Source organism: Psychromonas algarum (assembly GCF_004376845.1).
In the GTDB taxonomy this organism is placed as follows: Bacteria; Pseudomonadota; Gammaproteobacteria; order Enterobacterales; family Psychromonadaceae; genus Psychromonas.
Genome location: NZ_SNUW01000013.1, coordinates 25557 through 46221, shown reverse-complemented (window position 1 = coordinate 46221; position 20665 = coordinate 25557). Strand labels below are relative to the sequence as shown.

17 protein-coding genes are annotated in these 20665 nt (G+C 33.5%); 11 read left to right on the top strand and 6 right to left on the bottom strand.

Annotated elements, in window-relative coordinates:
* Positions 1 to 46 precede the first annotated feature (46 nt).
* A complete protein-coding gene (locus tag E2R68_RS12125; RefSeq protein WP_134277947.1) occupies positions 47 to 1474 on the bottom strand; it encodes a zincin-like metallopeptidase domain-containing protein in 1428 nt (475 codons plus the stop codon).
* A gap of 228 nt (positions 1475 to 1702) precedes the next feature.
* Here E2R68_RS12125 and E2R68_RS12120 point away from each other — a divergent pair, with 228 nt between their 5' ends.
* From E2R68_RS12120 to E2R68_RS12100, 5 genes are read left to right on the top strand one after another with little or no spacing between them, the layout of a single operon-like run.
* Positions 1703 to 2941 carry an SIR2 family protein gene (locus tag E2R68_RS12120; protein ID WP_134277946.1) on the top strand — a complete coding sequence of 413 codons (1239 nt, stop codon included), beginning with the start codon at positions 1703 to 1705 and terminating at the stop codon, positions 2939 to 2941.
* Positions 2942 to 4909 (top strand): ATP-binding protein, encoded by a 1968-nt coding sequence (locus E2R68_RS12115; protein WP_134277945.1) that lies wholly within the window; start codon positions 2942 to 2944, stop codon positions 4907 to 4909.
* A gap of 45 nt (positions 4910 to 4954) precedes the next feature.
* Entirely contained in the window at positions 4955 to 7327 is a 2373-nt protein-coding gene (gene hsdR / locus E2R68_RS12110) for an EcoAI/FtnUII family type I restriction enzme subunit R (RefSeq protein WP_134277944.1), read from the top strand.
* Entirely contained in the window at positions 7328 to 8737 is a 1410-nt protein-coding gene (locus E2R68_RS12105; protein WP_134277943.1) for a class I SAM-dependent DNA methyltransferase, read from the top strand.
* Positions 8728 to 10221 carry a restriction endonuclease subunit S gene (locus tag E2R68_RS12100; RefSeq protein WP_134277942.1) on the top strand — a complete coding sequence of 498 codons (1494 nt, stop codon included), beginning with the start codon at positions 8728 to 8730 and terminating at the stop codon, positions 10219 to 10221. The genes E2R68_RS12105 and E2R68_RS12100 overlap by 10 nt, the downstream gene beginning before the upstream one ends.
* A 40-nt stretch (positions 10222 to 10261) precedes the next feature.
* On the opposite strand, the gene E2R68_RS12095 is transcribed toward E2R68_RS12100, so the two are convergent.
* Positions 10262 to 12076, bottom strand: a complete 1815-nt coding sequence (locus E2R68_RS12095) for a relaxase/mobilization nuclease domain-containing protein (protein WP_134277941.1) — start codon at positions 12074 to 12076, stop codon at positions 10262 to 10264.
* Entirely contained in the window at positions 12076 to 12450 is a 375-nt protein-coding gene (gene mobC / locus E2R68_RS12090; RefSeq protein ID WP_134277940.1) for a plasmid mobilization relaxosome protein MobC, read from the bottom strand. The genes E2R68_RS12095 and mobC overlap by 1 nt, the downstream gene beginning before the upstream one ends.
* Before the next feature lie 359 nt (positions 12451 to 12809).
* Between mobC and E2R68_RS12085 the strand changes: the two genes are divergently transcribed.
* Positions 12810 to 13223 (top strand): hypothetical protein, encoded by a 414-nt coding sequence (locus E2R68_RS12085; RefSeq protein WP_134277939.1) that lies wholly within the window; start codon positions 12810 to 12812, stop codon positions 13221 to 13223.
* Between the two features lie 323 nt (positions 13224 to 13546).
* Here the strand turns inward: E2R68_RS12085 and E2R68_RS12080 are convergent, their stop codons facing one another.
* Positions 13547 to 14485 carry an HNH endonuclease gene (locus E2R68_RS12080; RefSeq protein WP_208380231.1) on the bottom strand — a complete coding sequence of 313 codons (939 nt, stop codon included), beginning with the start codon at positions 14483 to 14485 and terminating at the stop codon, positions 13547 to 13549.
* 362 nt (positions 14486 to 14847) lie between these two features.
* On the opposite strand from E2R68_RS12080, the gene E2R68_RS14210 reads away from it, so the two are divergent.
* The 3 genes from E2R68_RS14210 (at position 14848) to E2R68_RS12070 (ending at position 16585) form a co-directional block, all read left to right on the top strand.
* Positions 14848 to 14979, top strand: coding sequence for a hypothetical protein (locus E2R68_RS14210; RefSeq protein ID WP_279587481.1), 132 nt, complete (start codon positions 14848 to 14850; stop codon positions 14977 to 14979).
* A gap of 144 nt (positions 14980 to 15123) precedes the next feature.
* On the top strand, positions 15124 to 15813 hold the full coding sequence (locus tag E2R68_RS12075) for a hypothetical protein (protein ID WP_134277938.1): 690 nt from the start codon (positions 15124 to 15126) through the stop codon (positions 15811 to 15813).
* A gap of 58 nt (positions 15814 to 15871) precedes the next feature.
* Positions 15872 to 16585, top strand: coding sequence for a hypothetical protein (locus E2R68_RS12070; protein WP_134277937.1), 714 nt, complete (start codon positions 15872 to 15874; stop codon positions 16583 to 16585).
* 23 nt (positions 16586 to 16608) lie between these two features.
* Here the strand turns inward: E2R68_RS12070 and E2R68_RS12065 are convergent, their stop codons facing one another.
* Complete coding sequence (locus E2R68_RS12065) at positions 16609 to 17520, bottom strand: Abi family protein (RefSeq protein ID WP_208380229.1); 912 nt, start codon at positions 17518 to 17520, stop codon at positions 16609 to 16611.
* 155 nt (positions 17521 to 17675) lie between these two features.
* On the bottom strand, positions 17676 to 18806 hold the full coding sequence (locus E2R68_RS12060) for a site-specific integrase (protein WP_134277936.1): 1131 nt from the start codon (positions 18804 to 18806) through the stop codon (positions 17676 to 17678).
* Between the two features lie 178 nt (positions 18807 to 18984).
* Between E2R68_RS12060 and dusA the strand changes: the two genes are divergently transcribed.
* Positions 18985 to 19977 carry a tRNA dihydrouridine(20/20a) synthase DusA gene (dusA, locus tag E2R68_RS12055; protein WP_134277935.1) on the top strand — a complete coding sequence of 331 codons (993 nt, stop codon included), beginning with the start codon at positions 18985 to 18987 and terminating at the stop codon, positions 19975 to 19977.
* A 9-nt stretch (positions 19978 to 19986) separates the two neighbouring features.
* Entirely contained in the window at positions 19987 to 20604 is a 618-nt protein-coding gene (locus tag E2R68_RS12050; protein ID WP_134277934.1) for a DUF4136 domain-containing protein, read from the top strand.
* Positions 20605 to 20665 lie beyond the last annotated feature (61 nt).

Sequence of the window (20665 nt, the reverse complement as noted above, 5' to 3'; positions counted from 1 at the left end):
CAAAGAAGCCCATCTAGGGCTTTTTGTCGTTCTGGGATGGGTAAAATCATATTGATAAACGTGATGATTTTAGCTTGTTTTTGGTGGGCTTGGCTTCATCGTTATTATCAACAGACACATCAAGGATAATGGACTGTAGCAACTTTAAGTTGTCCAATTCTCGCTGAACAATAGCGCCTGATACACCTGTAAGCGCCACTTTTTTATCGGGTGTGAAAACCTCAATCCCATCTTTAGACTCATTGTAACCGATTATTTTTTGGTTTTTTAACGGTATCAGTGGGCTGTGGTTATTAGCACTTTTTACAATATAATCATTTAATGCATCGGTATGTTTGTCTGCTAATTTAAGCTCAAAATCTAACTTTTCAGGCACTTTATAAGGAGATTGTATCGACAAGTCTAATTTATGTTTCATCACTTTACGGCTGATATAGTTTTGTGCTTCCTTAGCCTGTTTACAGATACTTAACAGTGCTTTTTTCTGATCTTTAAATTGGCTAGCGTAACCCTCTAAATAAGATGCGTGTGCATTGAAAGTTTCAAGTCCTTCATCTAAACAAATGAACATTGTGCTCGTCTCTGCAATTAATTCCTCTGAAAAATAAGCTTTAGAATTAGACGCATTATTTTGTTTTCTGTTTAATCGGCAGGGATGACCAGTGCTATGTGAAAGCTCGTGTAAAATTACAGCAAAATAAGCTTTATCAGATTTAAACTTATTTCTGGGTGGAATAGTAATACAGTCATCTTTTGGAGAATAAAAAGCTCGATCTTGATTTTTCTCAACCACTGGAACACCCATTGCATCAATGATCAGCTGTGCTTTTTCTACAAACTCAACATCCTCCATCTCAGGTGACATTTTTTTATTTTCCAGCTCTTCTTGTCGTGCAAAATAATCACGCTCTTCAATAAACGACTCTGGTAACAAATGCTTGATTTTTTCTATTGCAAAAACTTTGTATGGCTTTAATCCTTTGCGCTTTTGATATCCATTTTCACGCATTTCATTGAATGACATACCTCGTGTCTCTTTTTCAAAAACACTTTTGCTGATCAATTCCCCATCTTTTTTATAGGTTTCAAGATATTTTACGACTTGAGCGTCAAGCGTCATACCTTTGAGTGGCTTATCTGGATCGAATGTTTCAGATTTAGGTGGAAGCTGGTCTTTATGTTGTTCAAGTAAATCAGAAGCTTGTTTGAAAGTTGAGTAAATTGGAACTTTGGTTGCGTTGCTCTCTCCTTCTTGAAGCAACATTATAATATTTACTCCATTATATTCATTGTTGTGAAAGTTGAGAGGCAACTTTTTTAAAGCACTGCGATAAAAACTTACTTCAACATCACTGTCTGAGGTTGGTTTTTCGCCTTTGGGTTTAGAGAAGTAATCGAATAATCTATCGAGGATTTGTTTCTGTTGGTCTGTTTTTGCGGTAGAGCGTCCAGCTCTCGATCTTGTGTTTTTCATAAGTAACTCCTTTTATGAGGTGGTTACTTATGTCGTATCATTTACTTTACTTCTTTCAATAGAAGGTTTTAATTTAGTTTTTTTTGCGCTATTTAACTAACTTTTTTATTTTCTTCACTAAATATTTTACTGATAAAAATTCAAATTTTTACCTTATATCATGTCTTTGCACTTTATTGTTTGATATCTTGAGTTAAGGTGCTTTTTTCAAAAAACGGTGAGAATAAAATGAATGTCAATTTTTATCAAGGTAAAGAAGATTTAGTTAAAGATGATGAGCCATCAGCCAGCTTAGATAAAATTAAGCAAAAAATTTTAGACTTATCAAATGTAAAAAATGTTCATTTCTTACTTGGAGCTGGAGCAAGTTCGGGGGCAATTCCCACAATGAAAGAGATGGTCTCTAGTATTGATTTAAAGCTGTCTATTCCAGAACCCCCTAAACTCCCTAACTCACCTGATGCAAAAACACCTCTGCGTTCATCATTAAAAACACTATTTGAAAAAATAAAGTCTTCTACAAAATCAAATCTTGAAGATATATTAGGGGTTCTTTATTCAAGAAGAGCTTATATGATTGGATCTGGTGAAGAAGCTTCTCCGCAATACACTGAGACCACTTTTTTGATAGAGGTAATTGAAAATGAGATGTTTAACCAAATTAACATTGATTTTGAAACGCCTAATTCGCAAAATAGTTTAGCGCTATATAAAGACTTTTATCAAAAAATAACTCTAAGAAATAAAGACTTATCAAGAGTTAATATATTCACAACAAACAATGACTTATTTAATGAGAAAGCTCTCGATTACTCAAACATTAATTATAATAATGGATTTGGTGGTGGCTTAGATCGTTTGTTTAACCCTGCTCGATTCAATTATACTTTTTCCAGAAAAATTGACGCAGAAGTGCATAAATATGAGCCGTTGGATAATATGGTTTATTTATATAAATTGCACGGCTCAATCAGTTGGAGAGAAAGTAAGACTAATTCTTTTTTTCAAATCCAAGAAGTAGCTACTAAACATAGTGATGAAGTTCCTAAAGACAATATCTTAATATACCCAACCCCATTAAAACAGAATAAGAGCTTAGGTGCTCCATACTCTGATTTAATTAGAGAGTTCCAAAAGAAGCTATTACAGCCTCATAGTGTTTTATTTGTTGTTGGTTATAGTTTTAGCGATGAACACTTAAATAATATTATATATCAGGCATTAGCTTCAAACTCATCTATTAGTATTGTTGTTTTTGGGAATTACGCTGATAAAGAGATTTTTAAGGTAAATGATAGGCGGATTTATAAAATATTTGGTGAGGTAGAAAGTGAAAAAATACATTATTTCAAATATATAGTGGATAATTTTTTACCTGATTTAGAAGAGTTTGAAGATATTAGTTTACTTAAAAACTTTATTAGTAATTTGACTGCTGAAAAAAATGGTGCAAAAGGAACTGCATAAATGAATATAGGGAAAATAATATCAGTAAATTACAACCAGTTTAAAGTCAAAGTGTCCTCGGAGATTCGAGGCAACTCAATTAATCTTAATGGTGATATATATTACTTTGGTAATATTGGCAGTTATTTAAAATCAACAAATGCAGTAGGTGAAACTATTGTTTCTGAAGTCATGTCTATTTTTGATAATGACTTACAATATAACGAAAAAGCCTTTGATTTAGAGGGAAATAGAGAACTATTGTTGAAGCCAATTGGGACTATATCTCGTGATCATCGGTTTAGTTTAGGAGTAGGCGTTTTCCCAAGTCTTTATAGTAATGTTGGAATTATTACTTTTAAAGATATGGAAGTGATATTAGGTATTACAGCAAACGATAAAGAAAACCGAATCCACCAAAGTTTTTCATTAGGTAAAAGTAAAAGTTTAATTAACTACCCCATTGATATAAATATTGATAAGTTTTTTAATATTCATTCTGCTGTTTTGGGTAATTCTGGTAGCGGTAAATCAAATACAATTGCTCATATTATTCAAGAGATCCATAAGAAACAAAATAATACTGCTTTAGGTTCGAGAATATTGGTTTTTGATGTAAATGGTGAATACCAAAATGCCTTTAAGTATTCATCTGACAATAGTATTAAAGTGAAATTATATAAGCCGAACCTTAGTAATTTTAATTCCGACTTTAAACCCTTTTGTTTACCCCATTTTTTGATGTCGATTGATGAGTGGAGTGCGTTTTTATTAGCGACAGAAGCCACGCAAAGACCATTTTGGGACAAAGTTCTCCAAGAAGCATTTATTTTCTATAAGTTACTTTCAAATGATGGGAATGAGGTTGCTAAAACGGTTGATTATTTAAGGTATAAAATCTGTTCCATCATATTGAATATTATTAACCAAGGTGATTCTGATACTACTAATATCACAACAGCATCAAGCATCATCGCAAGCTTACAGTTGATTATTAATTCAAATACGTCTTTAAAATTAGTCGCAAATCAATCAGAACTTAGCTCGGATTTAGAGACATTAAAAAATGCTTGCCGATTAAGTTATGGCTCTAATAATGATGAGTTATTAAACAAAACCAAAGTCGTTATCCAAAAGATTAATAGTGAAAATGTTGATTCAGTTGTTTGTGAAAAGTTACCTCATGGTGAATATTTCGATTATAAGTTTTTAAAGATTGCTTCAAACCTAGCGCTACTTGAAGAAGACTCTCGTGGTAATAAGCGTATGAGGGAATATACTTCTACCATGCTTACTCGTTTAGATTATTTTCTGGAAAATACTAATTGTGAGTTTATGCGTGCTCGTGCCAATGCATCAATTACTGATGCAAAATCATTTCTAGATGATTTTTGGGACTTTGATGAAAATAATGCACATCAAACTCAAATGGTGATTATTGATACAAGTGAGCTATCACCTGATTCTCTAGAAACCCTAACAAGCGTTACATCACGTTTAATATTTGAAGAACGTAAACAATATTTAAATAAAGAAAGGCGAGAGAAGCCTATCCACCTGATACTTGATGAAGCTCATAGGTATATTAAAAAAGATTATCAATATGTTTTTAAAGAAAATATCTTTGAAAAGATAGCAAGGGAAGGTCGTAAATATTCGTTATATCTTCTAGTTTCTTCTCAAAGACCATCGGAACTATCAGAAACAGTTTTATCGCAATGCGCTAATTTTATTATCCATCGGATTCAAAATGAGGTCGATATGCGTTATGTGTATGCAATCTTGCCATTTTTTTCTGATGACTTTGTTAATAAAATTAAACAGTCTGTTCCAGGTGAAGCTTTAGTTTTTGGTAATTGTGTTTCAATGCCGTTACATCTAAAAGTTCATGAGGCTAAACCTGCACCTGATAGTGAAAATTGCAAAATATCAGAAGAGTGGTTTAAAGCTCCTTTGAGTCACCCATCTAATAAACAAACTCCTAATTAGACCTTAATGTTAACTGCCCTTAATGGGTATGAAGGAAGTCGCACTATGAATAAAAAAGATTTATCTGAATCCGATATTAAGGCTAAGTTTATTACTCCCTCAATATTAAAGTCTGGCTGGGATGAGCAAACGCAAATTGGAAGAGAGATATTTTTTACCGATGGACGTATTTATGTAAAAGGGAAATTAACTACACGAGGCAAAAGAAAGTTTGCGGATTATATTCTTTTCTATAAGCCTAATGTCCCTATTGCAATTATCGAAGCGAAAGATAATAAAAAATCAGTAAAATCAGGTATGCAACAAGCTTTGGATTATGCAGAGATATTAGATATCCCCTGTGTTTTTAGCAGTAATGGGGATAGTTTTTACTTTCACGATAAAACTAATACTAGCGGTGAAATGGAATCTGAATTAACACTAGACCAGTTTCCTACTCCAGAACAATTATGGGAAAAATATAAACAATATAAAGGGATAAAAACGAAAGAAATTGAAACAGTTGCTTCTCAAGATTACTTCTTTGATACGTCTGGACGTTCACCTCGTTATTATCAGCAGATTGCAATAAACCGCACAGTAGAAGCTGTTGCTAAAAAACAAAATCGTATCATCCTTGTGATGGCTACGGGAACAGGTAAGACATATACCGCTTTTCAAATCATATATAGGTTATGGAAAAGTGGTATGAAAAAAAGAATCTTATTTTTAGCCGATAGAACCGCCCTAATAGATCAAACTGCTCGTGGGGATTTTAGGCATTTTAAAGATGCGATGACAATTATAAAGCATAAGAAAATAGATACGGCATACAACATATATTTAGCGCTGTATCAGGGGCTTTCTGATAGTAAATCAGATGATGCATATAAACAATTTAGCCCTGACTTTTTTGATCTTATCGTAATAGATGAGTGTCATAGAGGAAGTGCAAAGGAAGACAGTAAATGGCGTGAAATATTAAAGTATTTTAATGGAGCTACTCATGTTGGTTTAACTGCTACCCCAAAAGAAACTGAAGATGTATCTAATCAGGATTACTTTGGCGATCCTATTTATACTTATTCTCTCAAGCAAGGCATTGATGATGGTTTCCTTGCCCCTTATAAAGTTGTAAAAGTTACTTTAGACATTGATGCCGAAGGTTGGCGACCACCCAAAGGCTTTAAAGATAAAGATGGAGAGCTAGTAGAAGATAGGATATATAACCGTTCTGATTTTGATAAAAATATTGTCGTAGATGATAGAAGAAAACTGGTAGCTAAAAAAATAACGGAGTTTTTAAAAGGTAATGACCGTTTCTCTAAATCAATTGTATTCTGCATTGATATTGAACATGCTGAAGGTATGAGAAGCGCATTAGTTAATGAAAATGCAGATTTATTCTCTGAGAATAATAAATATATTATGCAAATCACTGGTGATAATGAAGAAGGAAAGCGAGAGTTAGATAATTTTATTAATCCTAGTGAAACTTACCCTGTTATTGCCACTACCTCAAAGTTAATGACTACAGGTGTTGATGCTCAAACCTGCAAATTAATTGTGCTTGATAGTAACATTGCTTCAATGACTGAATTCAAGCAAATCATTGGGCGTGGCACACGTATTAATGAAGAGTATGGCAAACAATATTTTACTATTATGGACTTTAGAAATGTAACTAACCTGTTTGCTGATCCCGATTTTGATGGCGATCCTGTCATGATCAAAGATGTAATAGAAGTTGATGATTTAAGTGGTATTGAAGATGAAGCGACTGATGATCCAATTATTGATATAGAAACGGGTGAAGAAGTCGATTTAACTGAGCCTCCAGAATTAACGGGCGGAGGAGAAATTACTGAGCCTCCTCGTAAAAAAGTTCGTATCAATGGTGTATTAGTTAAAGTAGTTAATGAACGAGTTCAATATTTAGGCGAAGACGGAAAAATTATCACTGAGAGCTTTAAAGCCTATACAAAGGATAATATTAATAAACAATTTGCTACGCTCTCTGATTTTTTAAAAAAATGGAATAATACCAATAAAAAAACGACAATCGTTGAAGCATTAGAAGAGCAAGGTATATTTTTTGATATACTAAAAGAAGAAGTAGGGCAAGATTTCGACCCTTTTGATCTAATATGCCATATAGCTTTTGAACAACCCCCTCTCACTCGTAAAGAGCGTGCTCAACAAGTAAAAAAACGACATTATTTCGCTAAATATGGCGAAAAAGCTCAAGCTGTTATTCAAAGTTTATTAGAAAAGTATGCTGATGATGGTTTATTAACCATTGAAAGTATGGAAGTGTTGAAACTTGATCCTATCAATCAACATGGATCTCCGATTGAGATCATAAAAGCATTTGGAAATAAATTAGGCTATTTAGAAGCATTAGCTGAACTAGAACAAGAATTATACAAGGTAGCATAGATGGCAAATATTAGTGCAGTAGTAAGTAGTATCAGAAATATCATGAGGCAAGACAGAGGTATTTCAGGCGATGCACAGCGATTAGAGCAACTTGGGTGGATGCTTTTTCTTAAAATAATGGATGATAAAGATCAAGAGCTAGAAGTAATAAAAGACGACTATATTTCAGCTATACCCGAAGACCTGCAATGGAGAACATGGGCAACAGACCAAGAAGGAATAACAGGAGAGCCATTAATTAAGTTTATTGATAATGAGCTTTTTCCTGCTTTAAAAGAATTAACCCAAAAAAATAAAACTAAAAGAGCCGAGTTAATTCAAGAAGTTTTTGATGGTAATAATAATTATATGAAATCAGGCTTTGAGATGAGAAAAGTCATCAATAAGCTAAATGAAGTTGATTTTAATAAGTCTGAAGATAAGCATGTTTTTGGTGATATATATGAAAGTATATTACTAGAATTAAGAGATGCAGGTAACAAAGGAGAATATTATACTCCTAGAGCTGTTACTGAATTAATGACCCAAATGGTAGATCCTGTTTTAGGTGAAAAGGTATTAGATCCAGCTTGTGGAACAGGTGGGTTTTTAACGGCCGCTATTGATCATGTCAGATCTGAATATGTTAAGACGGTTACAGATGAACAAACATTGCAACAAAGTATATCTGGCTGGGAATTGAAGCCAGTTGCTTATGTATTAGGGCTAACTAACCTTATTTTACATGAGATTGATGTGCCTGATTATCATTACATTGATAGCTTAAAGAAAGAATATAATAGCATCAGTAAAAAAGATAAGGTGAATGTGATTTTAGCTAATCCTCCATTTGGTGCGAGTATTGCTGAAGGTGTTGAAACTAACTTTCCTGCAACATTTCGATGCAAAGAGAGTGCAGATCTGTTTGTAATTTTAATGATTCAACTATTAGAAGATAAAGGGAGAGCTGCAATTGTTCTACCTGATGGGTCAATTACAGGAGATGGTGTAAAGGCTCGTATTAGAGAGCGATTACTGACACAGTGTAACCTTCATACTATTGTTCGTTTACCACAAAGCACATTTTTTCCAGCCACAGTAAGCACGAACCTTTTATTTTTCACCAAGGGTGAACCTACTAAAGAGATTTGGTATTACGAACATAAACTTCCTGAAGGTCAGAAAAGTTATTCAAAAACCAAGCCTATCCGCTTTAATGAGTTTGAACCACTTATTAAGTGGTGGGGAAACCGACAAGAAACAGAACTTTCTTGGAAAGTTAAGCTGGAAGATTTAAATAATTTTAGCTTAGATATTGATAATCCCGATGAAGGTGTTGAAGAAGTTGAGTTTTCAAAAGGTGAAATTATTGAAAATATTCAGCTCAGTCAAAAAAGAATTGCTTCAATTCTAAGCGAATTATGTCTATGAGTTTTCATTTCAAGTTTATTCCCCTTACTTTTATTAAAAAAGAAGAAGAAATAAGAAAGCAGATAAAAAATACTATTATATTGAAGCATTTCTTTGATAAACACGAGAGGTCTTTAAAGCTTTGTGATGTTATTGAAAGCACCCAATATGGCTATAATGCTTCAGCCCAAAAAAGTGGGAGAAATAAATTTCTTAGAATCAGTGATATAACAGATGGAAAAGTTAAATGGAGTTCTGTTCCATTTTGTGATTGTAAAGATGAATCAACCTATATGTTAAACTCAGGTGATTTATTAATAGCTAGAACAGGAGGCACGACAGGAAAAAGTTTTCTTATTTCTGAACCCCCAAGCTTATCAATATATGCAGGCTACTTAATTAGAATAAGAGCAAATAAAGAGAGCAAGCCCGCATTTATTAATTTATTTTTAAATAGTTATGCCTATTGGTCTCAAATTGTTTCTTTAAATAAAGGTGAATTCAGGCCAAGTATAAACGCTAATAAATTAAAAAACTTATCTTTCCCATACTGTACCGATGAAGAGCAATCTGACGCTATTAAACTATCGAAGGGGGTTAAAGTTAGTGGGTATGATCAATTAGAAGTCAAAATTGCACGTGCATTATCTGGGTATGATTCTTGTAAAAATATGCTCTCTGAATGCTTGGCTCAACAAGAAAATGTTAAGCTTTTATATAAATCTATTCTGTCTGATGCAATTCAAGGAAAAGGAACAGAAAATTGGCGTAAAAATACGAAGTTTGAGCCTGCAAATAATTTATTCAATAAAGTTTATTCACAGAAGTTAGAACTTATTTCAGAAAAAAAAATTAAAAAAGAAAAAAAATTAGCTCCAGTTTTGAATAATACAGTTCCATTCTTAATACCTGATAATTGGGAATGGGTTCGCTTAGGAGATCTATGCTCTAAAACTGGTTCTGGTAGCACTCCAAGAGGTGGAAAATCTGCGTATATCGAGCAGGGTATTAAGTTTATTAGGTCCCAAAATGTATATAACGATGGTTTACGGTTGAGTGATATTGCGTATATTTCAGATGAAATCCATAAAAAAATGCAAGGAACTAAAGTTCAACCTCACGATCTATTATTAAATATAACAGGAGGATCAATCGGACGTTGCTGTATTGTAAATACTATATTTGATGAAGGTAACATCAATCAACACGTGGCAATAATAAGGCCTGTGTTTACATTACTTACTGAATATTTACACATTGTTATTTGTTCTTCTTATTTTCAAAATGAAATTATTAATGTTCAAACAGGGGCTGGTCGAGAGGGACTTCCAAAAAATAAGATGGATAATATATTGATACCTTTACCCCCAGAAAAAGAGATATTAGAAATAAAGAAAAAAGTTAAATTATCCATAAAGTTACTAGAACAATTAGAAAGAGAGGTATTATATTCTGAGATAGAATCTAAAAAACTGCTAATATCTGTAATAAACGAATCATTTTAGGTAATAGTGGATGATTTAAACTCCTATTCTTTAAAATTAATCATGGTTTATTAATTTTTGCCGTTACCTTTGATTTAACATCAGAGGTAAGTGGCTCATACTCATCAATTGCTTTTGTTATATCATCGAGAGCAGTTTGACGACCATCTTTTAATTTTTCGGTAGATAATATTGTTTTACTTGGTGATTTAATTGTATTGAAATATTTTTTTTTATGAAAAGTTGCTAACTCTTGTTCTGTTTTATTATCAAGATCTTTAATTGAAAAGCCTTTTTTAAGTGCGTCTGCAAATCCTATTGCCTGCGGAGTTTTAGCTACTTCTTTTAACGCTTCAATCATTTTATGGGTGTCTTTCTCGCAGATTAAATTATTTCTTATTGCAGTTTTTAACTCTGTGGCGGTAAGGTCATTTTTAATCGCTTTTAAATCATCATAAGTTAACAAATTAGGTTTATCAGACTGAAAATAAAACAATAGCTTAGGATCTTGTTTATAAGCAATCGCCATATTACGTTTTAAAAAATCACGGCTACAGTTAGATATAATTGCACCTTTCCAGCCGTTTTGTAGTGCAACATCAAGCGCTAATTTCAGGTCAAAATCATTGGGTGTTGCTGGGCCAAAGCTGATTTTATCTCGTTGGTGCGATAATTTAAGGTTAAAGTTATGAGGTCTTTGCTCTACATTTTTCTTGCCAAAATATATTAAAATATCTCCGTTATTTTTGTTACTGCGCTGTTTATAATATTTGTTAATCTGCTCTATATGAAAGTCCAGTAGGCTAACTGGTTTTGCTCCTTTTTGACTAAATGTAGGTGGTTTTTCAAGTGTGTTAATGAAGTTTGGAAAGCGTTGTTTAATCTTGCCTAATGTCATTGAACTAGATATTTTTCCTCCAGAAATAGATTGGTCTTTATAGTGAAAAACGATGCCTTTATTTTTGCCTGATTTACTGTGTTTAAGCAGTTCAACGGTAATTTTTTTATCGGTGATTTGCTTTAAAAACTCCGCTTCATTTTCTGATTTTTTATAGAGTGAAAATATTGTTTTTTTAATGCTGTTTAACTCGTTATTAACCTCTTCTTTATCAGATATTTTAATATTTACCGCTTCAAAGCGTTGCTGTTCTTCAATTTCTAAATCACTTTGGTAAGTCGTAGTGAGCATTACATTATGAACATTTCGTTTTAGCTTAATGAGTGGAATATCTTGATTTATCGCCTCGTTGAGGCGTTTCTGGTGCAGATAATTAGCTTCTGATTTTTTATTTTTAAACACTTTTAGCATTGGATCATTTTTGATTTTGGGTGTGTTTTTAATATTTTTACCCGTTAGCACAAGAGAGTGCTTTTTCTCTGCTTTTTCGCAAGCCGATCGTAGTTTCAATTTTGATTGTTTAACTCGTTGATACTCGCCATTATTGGAATACATTGAACGAACGATATGAAAGTGTAACCCGTGTTTATTGTCTGTTTGTGGCCATAGAATATAAGGCGTGTTATCCATATCATAAACCGTGTTTAGTATTTCTAGACTAATTTTAGTTAATTCATCTTGTGAGCGTTGCTGGTTATCGAGTTCCGCAAAACTCACTACATCGTGAGAATAAAGCTTAGTCTGGCGCTTATTGGTTGAAAGGGATTTATTTAATGTGACTTCTTTAATAAACTCTTTCATAAACTGATCATAAGCTTGCTGATCGGTTATATCAATAACTCCCAAGTTTGATAACGCACCAATTAAACGAGGGTTATCTGCTGAGTTCAGCCACTCTTTAGCAACACTATTATATTTAATGGTTCTTTTAAGCTGATATAGTTTTTCGCCCTCATGAAGGATTTTGGCAATAGCCATTAAGCACCTCCTTTTTTAGCTCTTTTAACAACAAAAGTTTTAATGACTTTGTTTTTTAATCGAGAAACAGAGGTTGCTAATTTTTTCAACTGTTTAACTTCATCCAGTGATATTGCTTTGTTGGTATTACAGTGCCTAGTTAGCTGGTTTAAATTATTACCAATCCGCCTTAACTCAGTGAGTATTTTCATTAGATACTGATCATCTTGAATGATGGTTTTAGGGGGAGCTATCTCTTTTTCACTGATTAATAGCTCAACCATTTCTAGCCAAGTATCTACCTGTAAACTCTCTTTAATTGCCAATAACTCGGCTTTTTTTTCACCTGAACAACGAACAATTATTTTTTCTTTATTTTTACGATTGCACTCCATTTTTACTTTCTCCTTAATAATCCAAATGTAATGAGGAAGTAAAACAGGCAATGCTTGATGATGGTTTTAAGCGAAGATTGATAACGGGAAATGTTTTTAAAATATCGAATGCAATAAGATTTTTAAATGTATTTTTGGTTATCAATCACCACTCTTTTTTAAAATGATTTATCATTTTTAAAAACAAGGCTACGGACCCGTGGCACAACTTGCCGAGCTATAAAACTGTCTTATTTCCTAATATCTATCCACTCATATTTTTACGATTTGTCAAATAACCCAAGTGGGCCAATTACTTATGTTTCTTGCAAAGCCTGTTAGCTATGCTATTGCTGTAATAGATGACTAAGGAAATAGGTATGAAAAATAATAAGAAGAAAGATAACAAACAATGCCTGGTTAATACGGCAAAAGCAGAATTACAAAAAACACAGGCGTTGAGTGTGTCTGAGTTTCTGACTGATAAATTGTTAATGATGAAAAATGATAAGTTAAAAAACAGTATTATTTTACGAGATAAAATATTGGAGAAGATAGAAGCTCCTTCAAAAAATCTGCTGGATCGTATTGAGTCCGAACAGTCATTAGTTGAAGAGATACAGGCAGAAGTAGACTCGCTTGATACCACACTTTATCTATCACTTGATCAAGTGAATAGGGCTATTTCAGCGCTTCGAGTGGTTGATCCAAAGCTTGCGAATGAGCTTCAAAATGCCATTGCTTTAAAGCATAAAGCTAAGAAAAATCGAACTATCACCAAGAAACGACTTTAAACAGCAAAATAAACGCCTTTTTATAAATGCCTCTATCATTTTATCCAATCAGTAAATAATGGCTTATTTGGACTAATTTCGATTGTATTTAAGCCTGTTTCAGTTTTGATTTTCGATAATCAGTCTGATTAATCGACTCTCACCAGAACTGAAAATCTCTGATTTTTTGCGGAGCGGTTTTGTGCTTTTCAAACAATATTTAAACTAATTTCACTAACTAAAAGAAAATTAATTAAAGTTTAATATATTAATATGATGCATTATTACGAACTTTTAAATGCAGAATAGCGAACCCATTAATGCAGAATTACGAAACGAGTAAATTAAATATTGAATGTATTTAATTGAGTTTGATAATCATTAATTAAGTATTGAACTGGTCCCCATATCCTTACAACATTATCATTTACTTCAAATATTTTGGCGTGGTTTCTTTCAACGATAATACTCATCTGATTGAAGTTACTACGAAAGGTAGTCATTTCAGGGAGGGAATAGCGTAATAAATCTATTGTCACTGTTTCGTGTGTGCTCTTTAATGCTAAAAAACTATTTAGTATTTGAGAGTTTATTTGAGTTGGATTATTAATCCAGCCTGAAAGCTTTCTTTGCACTTTATTTATTTCGTTTATTTCTACTGGTGAAGGATCTGTTGTATGTGGCTCATTATGAGTTGAATGTGTTTCTGTTGTGCTCTGCGGAATGTCATTTGCCAATAAGCCCTTTATTTCATTTGCAAGAAGCTGTGATTGTTCCATTGTATCGATCACTAACTGCCAATTGTCCCAATGCTGTTTCCATTTTTTTTCACCAACTATCGCTTCAAAATCTATTTTTGTTGGTATTTCCCATTCTTGATAATTTGTTAACTTTGTTATGCGACTTTCAATATCACTTATCCCACGTGATGCAGGTGATAATGTTGCTTCGCTGGTGATCCACGTTTTCCAGTTTTTATTGCCTTTAGACTGATTACACTTACCACAGGAAGGGACTAGGTTTTGTATTTCAGAGATATAGCCTGTTGGTTTTTTATTCAAAACTAAAGGTCTTAAATGATCCCATTCACTGGCTGTATCACCGCAATAGGCACATTGAAAGTTTTCATCATTCATACCTAAAATAGCGAGCGCTTCTTTAACTTCATCATTATTCGGATAATTAATTGGAATAATGGCGTTAATAAATGCATTAGTAATGGTGGAAGATCTACCTGTTATTTTCATTGGGGTAGGCATTTTGAATAAAGATAAATAAGACATTAACAAGTCCAAATATTTTTTTGAGAAAATCGGGTTTAATACAATAAACAGTCTGCTTTAGTCTTGTTTTAATTCAAAGCGCTTAATTGCTTAAATAAGCGATTGATTTGATTTCTCTGTGCCTTTTAACCTGAGTTAAGAAATAATGATAAAGTGGTAGGGTTAAAAGCCTATTAAGCCTATCTGATAATTTTTTCCTGAACATCTGTCTAATATTCACCTCCCACCAGAATTGAAAATCTCTGATTTTTTTGCGAAGCGGTTTTGTGCTTTTCAAACAATATTTAAGCTAATTTCACTAACTAAAAGAAAATTAATTAAAGTTTAATATATTAATATGATGCATTATTACGAACCTTTCAATGCAGTATTACGAAGGGTTGAATGCAGAATTACGAAACGGCGCTATTGTAAAAATCACTGTTAAAAAAGATGGATTATTTGCATTAATTATTTTCTATGATTTATTAGATGATAAAGAAAAAGCGCATTGACGTGCGCTTTAAAAATGAATATCTCAATTGCCGTTGAAGATGATTTTAATATATCAACCCATTTAATTTAGTCAATTATCACTGAGCTTGTTATGTAAAAAATCCTTTTATATTGGGAATATTTATCCAATAAAAGAGGAAATTATGTTAACAAAAAATCTATTTATACCCATCCCAAGTATTTGCTTCAAGAATAAAAATGAAGCGCAACGTAAACTTTATCAGGCAAACAACCCATTGGAATTAAAGTTTGTTTTTGCACTGATCGCCCACGCTATGATGCTCCGAACCGTTGCAAAAAGTAACGAACTCTCTTTTAAACTTAGTTTAAAAAATCTCAGTAGTAAAAAAGGATTGTTTGGCTCTAAAAAATTAAGCTTAAGCGCTGTTAAAATGCTTCTAAATAACATTGACCACTCCTATATTAAAATCAAAAAGCTAACGTGTGGGGTTGATGAAGTAGAATACTTTCTAACAGAAGAATATATTAAGGACTTATTTAAAAAGGCTACCCATAATAAAAATGTCACTTTATCTGAGTTGATGGGATATAAAAATATCTCTGCGATGAAGGCACATCTGCAAATCGGTTATTTTGAGTGCTATAAAATCTCATTTTATGGCGCAGTAGATTTTTTTAATATTTCAAAAGAAATGAGTCACTCTAATCAGCTTGTTGCAATCAAACGTATTCTTAATTCCGCTAAAAATGGCAAAAAGCCAGTTTACTACGGTGAAACCTATGATAAAAAAACTCGCTATACGATAGAAACACCTCGTTTAGATGATTATCAGTTTTATGATGATTTAAAGATAGACTTTGATGATGAGTAGGAGCTTTGCTTTTTGTTAAAATGCTTAATAGCTTTTGTTAACAGATATGGGAATTAAAATGAATTGGGAAATTGGAAAGCTGAAAAAAGTAGCTCTTGAATTGTATGGTGATGAACACGGAAAATTGCTTGCTAAAGCATTAGATTCAATATTTGAAAATCAGGATTTTGCCAGATTTCATTATGATGAGTTAAAACAGTTGATTGAGTCTCATTCTGAAAATAAAACAAGGCCACAAGATTATTTCAGGTTAGTCTTTATTAATGATGTAGATGTTTTGAATGATGAGCATCATTTTAAGGTGGCTTGTAAAGCTCATATTTTTGCCTTGCTCAGGTGTTTGCATTGCACTCCTGATCTATTGGCTCACGTTATTTATTATAGTTTGAACTTAGAAGTTATTAAGCCATTGGGGGAGCGAAATATTTCTCTATTTAATGTTAAAAAGCTACTTTGTGAAAAGGAAGTTTTTCCTGATGTATTGGCCTCGTTAAATGACTTTAGCTCTGATGAAAATTATTTACACTTAATCGCTTTAATCAATCATACTAAGCATCGCTCTAATATCACACCTCAATTAACATACAGCTTAGTGGAGCCTGTAAATAAAGCACATAAGTTTAATTTTGAAGCATTTTGTTACGATAAGAAGAAATATCCTGCAACTGAGGCTTTATCTTTTCTTCACCAATCTTATGATTACTTAAGTGAAAATGTTATCGAAATTGGCTGTCAAATTAATCAGCTTGTTTTAGAAAAAGAATGGATTTAATGATGAGTAAAGTATCACTTTATTTATTGTGATACTTTTGTCACCATATAAAGATCACCGTTGTAGGTGTTTACAATATCAAACTCATCTTTATCAAGTTTTTTTAGCTTACCCCTCAAGTTTCTTTTATAGAGACTATATTTTTCTTGTAAATCGGTTACCTGTTTTCGTTGGCATAATTGCAAATATTCTTGAGAAGTAACTCTTCTCGCTTCTGACTGGAGCATATGCACTTCTAGAAGATCAACTTTTTCACTTGAAAGCCATTTGATGATCTCAATAATTTTATCTATTTGAGTATTGACGTAGCTAATAGCTGTTTGTTCATCTATTACGCTTTTGTGTTTCCAAATAGGTGAGTTATGAGCTATATCGTTCCTTAATTCCCTTAGAGCTGATATTTCTAACTGAACAGAAGCATTTGTTTTTCCCTTGGGTAAGTTGGGAAAAACTAAGGGCATACATTGGGGCCAGAGTGCTTTTTTATCACCATTGATTGAAAAGCACTCTCTTAAAAGATTATCCCAAAAACCAAAGTCCATTTTAGCAACAAGTAGGTCGTGCATTGTCAGGCCTTTTGGTGCGGTTTGTATTTTACGAGCAATCTTTTTCTTTATATCTGCAACTTGCGCTTTATGCCATTTGATGTTGTTATGATCTCGTTTACCTGCTTTCCAGCTTTTACGTTCTTTAGTGCTAATTTTGTCATACCAATCTGTTGATATTGTTTGTGTTGCACTAATATGGATTGAGTTTCGTAACGCAACTTCTAAGGCACCAAGCAAAGGGTGGATGCTTGCGGCCACTTTAATTGACCAAATATAAGCGCCGTGAAGCCCTATAGGGTCACTAGTTTTAAACACCTTCTCATACATAGATAAACGCTGATGTGGAATAACATTGGCGAGGGCGGTATATGTAATCGTGTTTGGCATATTAATTCTTCTGGTTTTAGTTGACAGTCATCGTGCTGTTGCTTAGTATATATCTATCAGCTTGTAGATGACCACTGATTCAAGCCACTACATAAGCAACCGTTTATCGGAGAGAAGCCCTAATCATTTGATTGGGGCTTTTCACTTTCTACAGCTTAGGAAATATCTTCTTTTAGATACTTTGCATATCCTTTTTTACCGAACTCTTTGATATCAATTTGGGCGTAGATGTTGTGCAATATATTAATGTTTTTATGCCCTGTTATTCGAGCAACTATGTTAATTGGCAAACCCATTTCAGCTAATCGAGAAGCGGCCTCTCGTCTTAAATCGTGATAACGTAAATTGCTGATGTTTAGTTTTTTTCTAACTCTTTGCCAACCAGCAGTTACAGAACGAGGGTTATAAGGGAAAATTAATTCGGGTTGCTCTGGATCTTTTTTCTGCTTCATTATAATTTCATAAGCCCCTCCCAATAACGGAATTTCCCAATCATTGCCTTCTTTACTCCTTGGATCTTTTCTATCTCGAATTATCACTGTTTTATTTTCGTGGTCTAAATCAGTCCATTCTATTCGTGTGATTTCAGAAATACGCATTGCAGTAAGTAACGATATTTGTAAAATATCGCCGTAAGGGATTTTAGCTGACCTATGCTTAGAGCGTTTGATTAAATGCTCTTCCATTAATTTTAGCTCTTCTCTGGTTGGTCTGCGGCTTCGTGGTTTGGATCTTCCGATTAGATTTAGCAGCTCTAAAGATGAAATTGCTTCATTATGGTATTTACTATCGGCATTAACCTTAAGTCCACCTTTGGCCGCATCCATTACCGATTTTAAGTAGGTTACATCGTGATAGATGGTTTGAGGTAATGGATTAGTAGGTTCGCTGAATCGTTCTTCACAATGTTTAACTACATCACTAGCTCGCAAGTTACTCGCTAGAATAGATGATATTTCATAATTTAATAAGGATCTAAGAACAAAGCCTTTAGTTCTACCAATTGTTGGGGATATACGAGAGTTTGTAAGATACCTCGTTATTAGCTCGCCAATAGTAACTTCTGCTAATTCTGATTCAGGGCGATAAATACCAGCTTTGACTCGTTCAAACTTATCTTCCATCTCTTTTTTAATTTTATTCGCCCACGTTTTGGCAAGTGTTTTTGTTTTGAATGTCTTAGATAGCCTGTCGATTACTTTTCCACCGTGCGTTTGCTGGACTTTTGCTCGGTGGGTAATGTTACCTGTTTTACCAACTCTTTTTTCAATAATTACAGATGCCATGTATAATCCTTTCTATTAAACGCTATGTTAGTAATGGGATCATAAATAACAGCTTGGGATCGAATTGGGATCAATTTGGGGTGTTATTTGGGATCATTTAGAATGGAAAATATAGCAAAACAACACATAACAAACAAACTTCGATTTAGAGTTATCGTGGTTTTAGGTGGTTAACTCATTGATAAATAGTAAAGAAAATAAAAAACACGTTTCAAATAGATTTTCCATAGCCCCTATGCTTGATTGGACTGATCAATATTGCCGATATTTTCATCGTTTAATGAGTAAAAATACTTTGTTATACACAGAGATGGTCACTACTGGGGCTATTTTATATGGTAAAGGTGATTACTTACAAAAAGATGCTGCGGAACATCCTGTTTGTTTGCAACTAGGTGGTTTTGCACCATTAGATTTAGCTCAATCAGCTAAAGCTGCTGCGACACGCGGTTTCGATGAAATCAATTTAAATGTGGGTTGCCCATCTGACCGCGTACAAAATGGTCGCTTTGGTGCTTGTTTGATGGCAGAAGGTGATCTTGTTGCTGATGCAGTAAAAGCGATGCAAGATGCCAGTGGTTTACCAGTATCGGTAAAAACACGCATTGGTATTGATGAATTAGACTCTTATGAGTTTTTATGTGATTTTATTGAAAAAGTGAAATCAAAGGGTTGTGACACTTTTATTGTGCATGCGCGAAAAGCTTGGTTAAGTGGTTTAAGCCCTAAACAAAATCGTGATGTTCCTCCATTAGATTACCAACGTGTTTATAAATTAAAGCAAGACTTTCCTGAATTAACGATTGCAATTAATGGTGGTATTAAAACACTTTCTGAATGTGAAGCACATTTACAACATGTTGATGGTGTAATGCTGGGTAGAGAAGTTTATGCTAACCCATATATTTTAAGTTCAGTTGATAAGCAGTTGTTTGGTTGTGATAAAACACCTTTAACACGTTTTGAAGTATTAGATAAAATGTATCCTTATATCGAATCACAACTTAGTCAGGGTGTGCATTTAAATCGAATAGCTCGTCATATGTTAGGATTGTTTCAAGGATTACCAGGTGCACGTGCATGGCGTCGTCACTTGAGTGAAAATGGACATATACCAGGTTCAGGTATTGAAGTGATGCAAAAAGCAGCTTCATTTGTTAACGAAGATTAAGGCCAGAATATGAAAAAGAATTGTTTTTTAATGACGTTTTTTGTTGCGCTGCAGTTTCTTCTTGTTGCTTGTAGTTCACAAGATGCGAACATGGAAAAAGAAGTAAAAAAAGCACAAGAACAAAGTGAAGTTCACCGTTTAACAGTCGTGAGCAGTGGTAAACCCGCAGAGGTATTGCCAGCTTTCACTACTTATACTTGGAGTGAGCAATATAATCGCGTGTTATCTGGTTTAGCAGGACATAATGAGAAAGAATTGCAAACCTACATTCGTTCTCAAATTACTGAGTATTTAAGGACTAAAGGTTACCAGTATCGTGAAAATCCTAAACAAGCAGATGTTGTGATTGGGTTTTTATTTGCTCTAGAAGATGATGTCGCAGATCAAAGTATTCAAGAGAAGTTTGGTTTGTTGCCTGGCTTATCTCGCAGTCATGTAAACGATCCTCGTTATGAGAAAGGTACATTATTATTAGCAGTATTAGATAATCAGCAAAAAGAGATCTATTGGCGTTCTGCGGTACAAGGTTTTCTGGATTTAAAAGACGATAAAATGAATAGTTCAGGCTCACGAATGCAAGGTATTTTAAACATGATGCTAGGTGATTTTCCTGGCGCAGGTAATTAATAAACATCGGCTTTGGAAAAGTAAACTGATACGGTAGCACTATTTTTGTGTGTTAAATAAG

Bases quoted from the DNA above. Each gene is read 5' to 3' on its own strand.
- E2R68_RS12105 (WP_134277943.1), top strand. From the start codon at position 7,328: ATGGCAAATATTAGTGCAGTAGTAAGTAGTATCAGAAATATCATGAGG.
- E2R68_RS12125 (WP_134277947.1), bottom strand. From the start codon at position 1,474: ATGAAAAACACAAGATCGAGAGCTGGACGCTCTACCGCAAAAACAGAC.
- E2R68_RS12115 (WP_134277945.1), top strand. From the start codon at position 2,942: ATGAATATAGGGAAAATAATATCAGTAAATTACAACCAGTTTAAAGTC.
- E2R68_RS12070 (WP_134277937.1), top strand. From the start codon at position 15,872: ATGAATTGGGAAATTGGAAAGCTGAAAAAAGTAGCTCTTGAATTGTAT.
- mobC (WP_134277940.1), bottom strand. From the start codon at position 12,450: ATGGAGTGCAATCGTAAAAATAAAGAAAAAATAATTGTTCGTTGTTCA.
- E2R68_RS14210 (WP_279587481.1), top strand. From the start codon at position 14,848: ATGCAGTATTACGAAGGGTTGAATGCAGAATTACGAAACGGCGCTATT.
- E2R68_RS12100 (WP_134277942.1), top strand. From the start codon at position 8,728: ATGTCTATGAGTTTTCATTTCAAGTTTATTCCCCTTACTTTTATTAAA.
- E2R68_RS12080 (WP_208380231.1), bottom strand. From the start codon at position 14,485: ATGTCTTATTTATCTTTATTCAAAATGCCTACCCCAATGAAAATAACA.
- E2R68_RS12050 (WP_134277934.1), top strand. From the start codon at position 19,987: ATGAAAAAGAATTGTTTTTTAATGACGTTTTTTGTTGCGCTGCAGTTT.
- E2R68_RS12120 (WP_134277946.1), top strand. From the start codon at position 1,703: ATGAATGTCAATTTTTATCAAGGTAAAGAAGATTTAGTTAAAGATGAT.
- E2R68_RS12075 (WP_134277938.1), top strand. From the start codon at position 15,124: ATGTTAACAAAAAATCTATTTATACCCATCCCAAGTATTTGCTTCAAG.
- E2R68_RS12085 (WP_134277939.1), top strand. From the start codon at position 12,810: ATGAAAAATAATAAGAAGAAAGATAACAAACAATGCCTGGTTAATACG.
- E2R68_RS12095 (WP_134277941.1), bottom strand. From the start codon at position 12,076: ATGGCTATTGCCAAAATCCTTCATGAGGGCGAAAAACTATATCAGCTT.
- E2R68_RS12060 (WP_134277936.1), bottom strand. From the start codon at position 18,806: ATGGCATCTGTAATTATTGAAAAAAGAGTTGGTAAAACAGGTAACATT.
- hsdR (WP_134277944.1), top strand. From the start codon at position 4,955: ATGAATAAAAAAGATTTATCTGAATCCGATATTAAGGCTAAGTTTATT.
- E2R68_RS12065 (WP_208380229.1), bottom strand. From the start codon at position 17,520: ATGCCAAACACGATTACATATACCGCCCTCGCCAATGTTATTCCACAT.